The 7,952-nt window shown below is 43.7% G+C and carries 9 protein-coding genes; 6 read left to right on the top strand and 3 right to left on the bottom strand.

Annotated elements, in window-relative coordinates; translation table 11 throughout:
• Positions 1 to 19: 19 nt before the first annotated feature.
• Both P8O70_03255 and P8O70_03260 read right to left on the bottom strand, forming a co-directional pair.
• Complete coding sequence (locus tag P8O70_03255; GenBank protein MDG2195900.1) at positions 20 to 1,000, bottom strand: malate dehydrogenase; 981 nt, start codon at positions 998 to 1,000, stop codon at positions 20 to 22.
• Positions 1,001 to 1,052: 52 nt separating this feature from the next.
• Positions 1,053 to 2,282, bottom strand: coding sequence for an NADP-dependent isocitrate dehydrogenase (locus tag P8O70_03260; GenBank protein MDG2195901.1), 1,230 nt, complete (start codon positions 2,280 to 2,282; stop codon positions 1,053 to 1,055).
• Positions 2,283 to 2,769: 487 nt separating this feature from the next.
• Here P8O70_03260 and P8O70_03265 point away from each other — a divergent pair, with 487 nt between their 5' ends.
• On the top strand, positions 2,770 to 3,045 hold the full coding sequence (locus P8O70_03265) for a hypothetical protein (GenBank protein ID MDG2195902.1): 276 nt from the start codon (positions 2,770 to 2,772) through the stop codon (positions 3,043 to 3,045).
• Here the strand turns inward: P8O70_03265 and P8O70_03270 are convergent.
• Positions 3,034 to 3,297: a hypothetical protein gene (locus P8O70_03270; GenBank protein MDG2195903.1), complete on the bottom strand. Its 264-nt coding sequence runs from the start codon at positions 3,295 to 3,297 to the stop codon at positions 3,034 to 3,036. The two genes, P8O70_03265 and P8O70_03270, sit on opposite strands and share 12 nt — an antisense overlap.
• Positions 3,298 to 3,391: 94 nt before the next feature.
• On the opposite strand from P8O70_03270, the gene P8O70_03275 reads away from it, so the two are divergent.
• The 5 genes from P8O70_03275 to P8O70_03295 all read left to right on the top strand — a co-directional run.
• Positions 3,392 to 3,826, top strand: coding sequence for a hypothetical protein (locus tag P8O70_03275; GenBank protein ID MDG2195904.1), 435 nt, complete (start codon positions 3,392 to 3,394; stop codon positions 3,824 to 3,826).
• A 20-nt stretch (positions 3,827 to 3,846) separates the two neighbouring features.
• On the top strand, positions 3,847 to 4,950 hold the full coding sequence (gene mnmA, locus P8O70_03280; GenBank protein MDG2195905.1) for a tRNA 2-thiouridine(34) synthase MnmA: 1,104 nt from the start codon (positions 3,847 to 3,849) through the stop codon (positions 4,948 to 4,950).
• Positions 4,947 to 5,441 carry a shikimate kinase gene (locus P8O70_03285; GenBank protein MDG2195906.1) on the top strand — a complete coding sequence of 165 codons (495 nt, stop codon included), beginning with the start codon at positions 4,947 to 4,949 and terminating at the stop codon, positions 5,439 to 5,441. The genes mnmA and P8O70_03285 overlap by 4 nt, the downstream gene beginning before the upstream one ends.
• Complete coding sequence (locus P8O70_03290; protein MDG2195907.1) at positions 5,442 to 5,672, top strand: exodeoxyribonuclease VII small subunit; 231 nt, start codon at positions 5,442 to 5,444, stop codon at positions 5,670 to 5,672.
• A 405-nt stretch (positions 5,673 to 6,077) separates the two neighbouring features.
• The coding region (locus P8O70_03295; protein ID MDG2195908.1) for an Rne/Rng family ribonuclease at positions 6,078 to 7,952 on the top strand (1,875 nt) is incomplete at its 3' end.

Genomic DNA, 7,952 nt, shown 5'->3' on the forward strand with positions numbered 1-7,952 from the left:
TCTATCGTTGAATTCAATTTCAAGTAAGCATGCTCTTCACAGCATTTCTTTCTTCTTCCAACTCTTTGCGAGTGATATTTAGCTTACCTTGCGCAAAATCATTCAATTCAACGCCCTGCACTATTTCATAGCTTTCTCCATTACTACGCAGTGGGTAGCTGAAGAGCAAGCCTTCTGGAATTCCGTAACTTCCATCGCTGGGAACCGCTGCACTGAACCAATCTCCTGCTGGAGTCGGCTTTTCTAGACGCATGATTGTATCTAGAGCAGCGTTTGCAGCTGATGCTGCTGAAGAAGCCCCCCTAGCTTTGATGATTGCTGCTCCACGTTGTTGGACCACACTAATGAATTCACCTTTCAGCCATTCATGATCAGAAATCACATCAGTAGCCGGCTGGCCTTGAATCAGTGCATTGTAGAAATCAGGATACTGAGTCGCGCTATGATTTCCCCAAATAGCAACATTGCTGACCTCACGAGTTAAAACCCCAGCCTTTTGGGCAAGCTGACTTTTGGCTCGATTTTCATCCAATGCAGTCATAGCAAACCAGCGATCTGCACCGATTCTTGGGGCATTGTTCATGGCGATTAATGCATTGGTATTACAGGGATTACCTATTGTAATGACTCTCACATTTTCACCTGAATTATCGTTGATTGCTTTGCCTTGACCCACAAAGATCTTCCCATTGACTTCCAAGAGATCTTTACGCTCCATTCCGGCTTTTCTGGGGGCGGCTCCTACCAATAAGACATAATCTGCATCGCCAAAAGCGACATTCACATCCGAAGTACAGGTTACTTTTTCCAATTGTGGTAAAGCACAATCATCTAATTCCATCTTGACCCCTTCCAGTGCAGGAAGGGCTTGTTCCAGTTCCAGCAGTTGAAGTTGGACTGCAGTATCAGGCCCGAAGATGGCTCCGGAGGCTAGTCGAAACACCATTGCATAGCCAATTTGGCCTGCCGCCCCGGTCACAGCAACTTTTACTCTTTTCATAAGCTAGATCCTTGATCAGCTGAGTGTCTATTGATTAGAAATCAGAAAAATTTTAACTCATCGCTTTCTGCAGGCCACTGTCTAAAGCGTCCAAAAATTCATCTGTATATACGTAATTTTCCTTGGATGGGTTTGTGCTACCAGTGATTGCAACAGCTAGATCTTTGGTCATGACCCCACCCTCAATAGTACTTATGCACACCTTTTCGAGAGTTTCTCCAAAGCGAATCAGGTCCTCATTACTATCCAATTTTCCACGATGTTTGAGGCCAACTGTCCAAGCAAAAATGCTTGCGACCGGATTGGTGCTGGTTGACTTTCCTTTTTGGTGATCCCTGAAGTGTCGGGTAACTGTTCCATGTGCGGCTTCAGCCTCGATTGTCTTACCATCTGGACACACCAAGACCGATGTCATCAGTCCCAAAGAACCAAATCCTTGGGCAACCGTGTCAGACTGAACATCGCCATCGTAATTTTTACAGGCCCAGACGATTCCTCCATCCCACTTGAGTACTTGCGCAACCAAATCATCGATGAGTCGGTGCTCATAGGTCAATCCTGCTTTATGAAATTGCTCTTTGAATTCAGCGTCAAAAATTTCCTGGAAAGTATCTCTGAACATTCCATCATATTGTTTGAGGATGGTGTTCTTTGTGGATAGGTAGAGCGGATAGTTTTTCGACAGAGCATAGCTCATACATGACCGAGCAAAGTCTATGATCGATGCCTTGGTATTGTACATTCCAAGTGCTACCCCCGCCCCTTCAAATTGATAAATCTCATGATTGACAGTCTCTCCTCCATCAGCAGGTTCAAAACTGATCTTTAGTGTTCCGGGGCCGCTCACCTTAAAATCTGTAGCCTTGTATTGATCTGCAAATGCGTGACGACCAACAATGATGGGCTTTTTCCAGGCTTTTACGAGTTTGGGAACATTGCTGCAAATAATAGGCTCCCTGAAAACAGTACCTCCCAAGTAATTACGCAAAGTTCCATTAGGAGACCTCCACATTTTCTTGAGATTGAATTCTAGCACTCGATCCTCATCCGGAGTGATAGTGGCGCATTTAATTCCCACATTGTGTTCTTGAATTGCTTTCGCTGCATCCAAGGTAATTTGATCGTTAGTTTCGTCCCTTTTCTGGACTGAAAGATCATAATATCGCAGATCAACATCAAGGTAGGGGTGAATCAATTTGTCCTTGATTTTCTGCCAAATGATTCGGGTCATCTCATCACCGTCCAGTTCTACGACTGGATTGGCTACTTGAATCTTGGCCACGATTTACTCCAAAAAGAGGGTTTTGAAATTGTTTGTGAAATAGCAATCCAGAGTGTGGAAAAACTCTAATTAGTAAAAATATTTAAACTTGCAGACACTACAACAACCTAGATAATTTTCAATTGTTATCTAAAATTCTGTCCACTTATCTGCTTATCAGAATGATCTGAGTATATAATTCAGTAGGTTCCATTCGTAGTAAATTCAATCTACTAGATACCTTGACAAAGGCATTTGATCACTTAATGATGAGCAAAAAACTTTTTAATGATTTTGATCCTTCCAAAAAATGACCCTGTCTCAAAAATTACGGCTTCAGCAGACCCAAACCCTTAAATCTGGGCAAATTTATAATTTTGTTATTGAGCACAAAAATTATCGGATCAACGAACCAGATCAATTTCTAGAAAACTCACGAATTAGCTTTTTTGCATTCTTAGATAGTGAGGATAACCTACACCATTTCAATAGGTTAGCAGCCAAGCAAATGGCAAAAACTAAACTTAACGAAATTTTACAAATTCCATCTATCAAACAAATCCAGATCTTTGAAGTGACTAATGCAAGTGAACAGGAGATGAATTCAAACAAGGTGGATGAGCTAGATCCAATTGATCAGGAGCAGGTTCGACTTCTGAAGAAATTATCTGGGACTTTTACCGTTGTGGAGAGAAGTGCTGCGAAAGGAAAAGAGGTGGAGTTGGAAAAATATCTAACTGAAAATATGAGCGATTATATCGATTCACAAGAATTACCTGTCTGACTGCTCTTGACTTTCAACCGCTCTGGGTTCTAGGACTATTCCATAGTTAACCTTATATTTCTTCCCCTCATTAGTAACATTTCGCCGCAGAGCAGCTTCGACAATTTGCCGCAATTCTTGCAACTCTCTCTCTCTACGTTGGTTCCTTTCTGCAGTCAGATCAGGTCTTGCTGCAGCTTGCTGTTCAAGAATATCCCTGCGCTCTGCAGACCGAGTCTTAGCCGTTTCCAACGATCCTGTATGACTCTGCATAAAGCAGTTGTATCTTGCCTGTTCAGACAAGTAACAATCCCTGCGGTACTTTTGCGCCGAGGCCCCAAAAGGTAGCATGAGGGTGAGAGAAAAAATGGTCCACCTAAAAATTTTCACAGGCTTTTGTCTTCTCATTCTGACGTTTAATATTGCTCAGGCTCAGGGAAATAATGTTCAAAGTGTGCCGTCAGATTTGCAAATTCAAAACCTGATTCGGAAAGAATCGGCTGACGCTGTTGACAGAATTTATGCTGCCGAACCAGAAGAAGTAAGAAATACAGCAAATCAAATTCAGGATGTCGCAAGTTCACAGCCACAACCATTGCCCTATGTACCTTTTCGGCTGAGAGAAGCAGCTCAAGAATCTTGGAATGCTGAACTGAAAGCGATGCGTGATGCTTACGATGCACACATCAAGGAACGTTTTGATCGCTTTACTGCCACTCGCAATAGAGAGATGCAACTGAAAGGTCGTCGAATGGATTTCACTGAGTACAATGGCCAGTTCCAACCGATTGAGCGCCGTTAAAAAAACTTGATGCAAAGAATATGGCAGGACCAAGGGTAGCAATGGCGATGAGCGGAGGAGTTGACTCCTCCGTTGCCGCGGCCTTACTAAAAGAAGAGGGCTATCAGGTGATTGGACTTCACCTAAAACTGTATCAGGGCCCTGAAGCAAAAAAAAGAATTAAAAGTTGCTGCTCGCTTGATGAAGCTCTGGATGCTAGGCTAATTTGTGAACGATTAGAAATTCCATTTTATGTTTTGGATTTTCAGGAGGATTTTCAGTCAAACGTAATTGACTATTTTATCAATGAATACGCTTTGGGTAGAACTCCAAATCCATGCGTAATGTGCAATCGCACGGTCAAGAGCGAACTACTACTGAAAAAAGCGGACGAGCTGGATTGTGAATTCTTGGCAACAGGCCACTACGCGAAAATTCTGAAAGATGACAATGGAAAAATTGAGCTCCATCGACCAAGAGATCGCAAAAAAGACCAGACTTATTTTCTTCATGGTATTCCTTATCACCAACTCCAGCGCTTGATCTTTCCGTTACAAGACCATATCAAATCTGAGGTCCGACTATTCGCCAAAAAGCTCAAACTTGATTCTGCATCCAAGCCAGATAGTCAGGAAATTTGCTTTATAGATGAAGACTATCGACAATTTCTGAAAGCACAGAATCGCATCACTGAAAACCCAGGTAACTTTATAAATTTAGACGGCAAAGTACTTGGCAAACACAGGGGAATTCCTTTCTACACTATTGGACAACGCAGAGGTTTGGGGATTAGTGACAGGACCCCATGGTATGTGGTAGCCATAAATGTTGATGAGAATCAGGTGGTTCTTGGCAAAAGAGAGAATCTCCTGTTCAATGAGATTCAAGTAAAAGATATCAACTGGCTCATTGAACAACCGAATGACCCCAGAGAGATCACGGTCCAGTTGAGATATTCTCATCGAGGATGTGAAGCGATATTGACACCTCTGGCAATAGATCAAGCGATATTGCATCTGCCCTATTCTGAGCGTGCTGTCACCGCAGGACAAGCTGCAGTGTTTTATGAGAAGGATCGAGTGCTCGGTGGTGGTTGGATCGAGAGTTGCTCCAATGAAGAAATCTCGATGGACATCCCTGCATGAACATCATTTTGATCGGTTTCATGGGAGCAGGTAAAACAAGTGTGGGGAGAAAATTAGCAAATCGCCTCGGTTATTTCTTCCTAGATACTGATCAGCAAATTGAGAAACAGCAAGGCTGCACAATCGAGGAAATATTTCGGTATGTGGGAGAATCAACGTTTCGGGATTTGGAAACCAAACTTTTGGAAAATCTCCAGAATGTGCACAATACGATTCTTTCAACAGGTGGGGGGATGTTTCTCCGATCAGAGAATCAAGAATTACTGAAAGGCATTGGTAAAACCGTTTATCTTCAGGTGGATCGAGAGACCCTAAAACAGCGGTTACAATGTGACCAACATAGACCCTTGCTACAGCAGCCAAACTGGCAAGAAAATGTTAACCAAATGCTACAGCAGAGAGAACCCGTTTATCTTACAGCTGATTTGACTATTAAAGCTCAAGACGGACCACTTAATGTGATGGTGAGTCGAATTATTGAAGCCATATGAATGGCTGAATCTCACAGTTTTGAAGATTCCCTTCAGCAACTCAACGAAGCTGTTCGTCGCCTTGAAAGCGGTGATTTGGCTTTGGAAGAAGCGCTGCAAGCTTTTGAGGAAGGTATCCGCCACAGCCGGGACTGCCACCGACTACTCCAAAGGGCGGAAGAACGCATTGAAATGATTTTGAAAAACGAACACGGCGAGTACGAGGTAGTTCCGATGAAGAACACCGAATAGCACGCCCTGACGCTCAGTTTCGGACTGCACTTGCAGTCGTGGTCCTGCTTCCAAAAGCAGAACCTAATGACGCCAGAAAACAATAGGCACAATCATTCAGAAGCTCAGATCACGATGAAATATTGAGGAACTGTCTTTCCTCAGCTTCAACGAATCGAATTTTGAACCCCAAATTTGTTGGATCCTGGTTTTCACAGTTTTGAAATCTTCATGACTTTGTCTGAAGAAATCACAGCAATCAAAGTATTGTTGGACTGCTGAAAATCTGGGCAAAGTTAGTCTTTGAATCCAACTAACTGAAGCCTACTCCAAACTCTTTCTGTCCGCCAATAGGTTACTGCCACTAGAAGACCCACCTCTTGGAACCAAGCGTCATCATCTCCAATTTCCTTACGAAGGAGAAGGATGTCAGATTCCAACAAAAACATGCTGATCAATGTCGAAGATGATGAAACACGTATCGCGATTGCCAACAATCAGATGCTTGACAATCTCTACATTGATTACACCCACCGAGCCCAAACCGTAGGGAATATTTACATCGGTAATGTGGTGAAGATCCAATCCTCATTTCAAGCCGCTTTTGTTGACTATGGTGCAGAACGTCATGGTTTCCTTGCAGCTTCTGATTTAAACCAAATGCTTTTCAAGGCACCAAGGGGGATTCGTGGGAGACCTGCCATCAATCAATTGCTTCATTCTGGCCAGAAAATCATGGTTCAGGTAGCAAAGGATGAGATTGCTCACAAGGGTGCCGCTTTAACAACGAATATTTCACTTCCTGGGCGTTTTCTCGTATTCATGCCTAATAGCGACAAGGGAGGAGTATCCAAACGAATCGAGGACAACGAAACGAGAACTCGCCTCAAGCATTTGCTCAAGGGTCTGGGAAGTGAAGACGCCTCGGCAATCATTCGCACAGCAGGAGTGGACCGAAGCTTGAGTGAATTAAAGCAAGATTTTATGACACTTCGGAGAACGTGGAATCAGATCAAACAAAGCTTTGAAGGTTCCTCAAATCCAACCCTCTTGCACCAAGAGGAAGATGCTGTCGTTAGGATGCTGCGGGATTACTTCACAGATGATGTGGGTGATGTCATCATCGATGATCCTGAAGCCTTCCAAAGAGCGTTAGAATTTTTCCAGACCAACATGCCAGGTCGTCAAAAGAAGCTTCAACTCTACCTTGGAGAGCGCCCAATATTCTCTGAGCATCGAATTGAAGATCAAATCGAATGGTTGAACCACCCCCAAGTGCCCTTGCCTTCTGGAGGTGGTTTAGTGATTCAGCCAACAGAGGCTCTTGTTTCGATTGATGTCAATTCTGGTAAATCTAACCAGGAAAAAAATATTGAGGAGACTGCACTCCGGACCAACATTGAGGCCGCTGAAGAAGTAGCGCGGCAACTTCGACTTCGGAATCTTGGGGGTCTGATTGTTATTGATTTCATTGATATGAACCATAGCCAGAATCGTCAGGCAGTAGTTCAATGTCTCTCAGAATCCCTGTCCAAAGACAAAGCTAAGTGGACTCTGGGCGAAATTTCCCAATTCGGACTAATGGAGATGAGCCGGCAGCGGATTGCATCAAGTCTCTCTCAAAGTGGAAAAGAATTTTGTCCGGCCTGCCATGGCTCTGGGAAAGTCATCTCGAACTCTTCGCTCGCAAATAAGCTGCTGCGACAGATGAGAGATCTGGTTCTAAGTGGCAAGATTCAAGAGGTACGTTTACGACTCCCCCTCGTGTTGGCGGAACAATTACTAAACCAGAAAAGAAAGCATCTCTATCAATTGGAGATGGAATATTCTCTTAGGATCAAGATCACGCCCGATCCCAGCCTTACTCCATGTGAGATTCCAGATATTGAACTTGTTGGGCGTGACGGAGCCCTCGTTCAGGAGGCCGTTGACAGTGATCCCAGTGAGGCCTATCGAAATCGTGATTTCAGAGCAAGAGCACGAAGGGATTTCCGCATCCACAAAGAACCTCATCCTGCTAAAGAGCAAAATGAGGAGCCAGAAGATTCACTTTTAGAAGAAGTGGCTACTCCTCTTGAATCAGTTGCTGAAAACAACTCAGGTAACGAAGACGAGGAGGATGAAAGCAAACAACAAAAATCTCGCTCAAGAAATCGCGGCAGAGGTCGTGGTCGTGGTCGTGGTCGTCCTGATTTCAACAATGAGTCATCAGATGATCAACTAGATCAACAGGATGATAACGTTGCTGAAGAAGATGAAAATGTTGCTCCAACAGATGAGTTTGAAGAACCTCCACCCAAA

The sequence above is a fragment of the SAR324 cluster bacterium genome, assembly GCA_029245725.1.
Classification (GTDB): Bacteria; SAR324; SAR324; order SAR324; family NAC60-12; genus JCVI-SCAAA005.

Bases quoted from the DNA above. Each gene is read 5' to 3' on its own strand.
- P8O70_03255 (MDG2195900.1), bottom strand. From the start codon at position 1,000: ATGAAAAGAGTAAAAGTTGCTGTGACCGGGGCGGCAGGCCAAATTGGC.
- P8O70_03265 (MDG2195902.1), top strand. From the start codon at position 2,770: ATGGCAAAAACTAAACTTAACGAAATTTTACAAATTCCATCTATCAAA.
- P8O70_03270 (MDG2195903.1), bottom strand. From the start codon at position 3,297: ATGCAGAGTCATACAGGATCGTTGGAAACGGCTAAGACTCGGTCTGCA.
- P8O70_03275 (MDG2195904.1), top strand. From the start codon at position 3,392: ATGGTCCACCTAAAAATTTTCACAGGCTTTTGTCTTCTCATTCTGACG.
- mnmA (MDG2195905.1), top strand. From the start codon at position 3,847: ATGGCAGGACCAAGGGTAGCAATGGCGATGAGCGGAGGAGTTGACTCC.
- P8O70_03285 (MDG2195906.1), top strand. From the start codon at position 4,947: ATGAACATCATTTTGATCGGTTTCATGGGAGCAGGTAAAACAAGTGTG.
- P8O70_03290 (MDG2195907.1), top strand. From the start codon at position 5,442: ATGGCTGAATCTCACAGTTTTGAAGATTCCCTTCAGCAACTCAACGAA.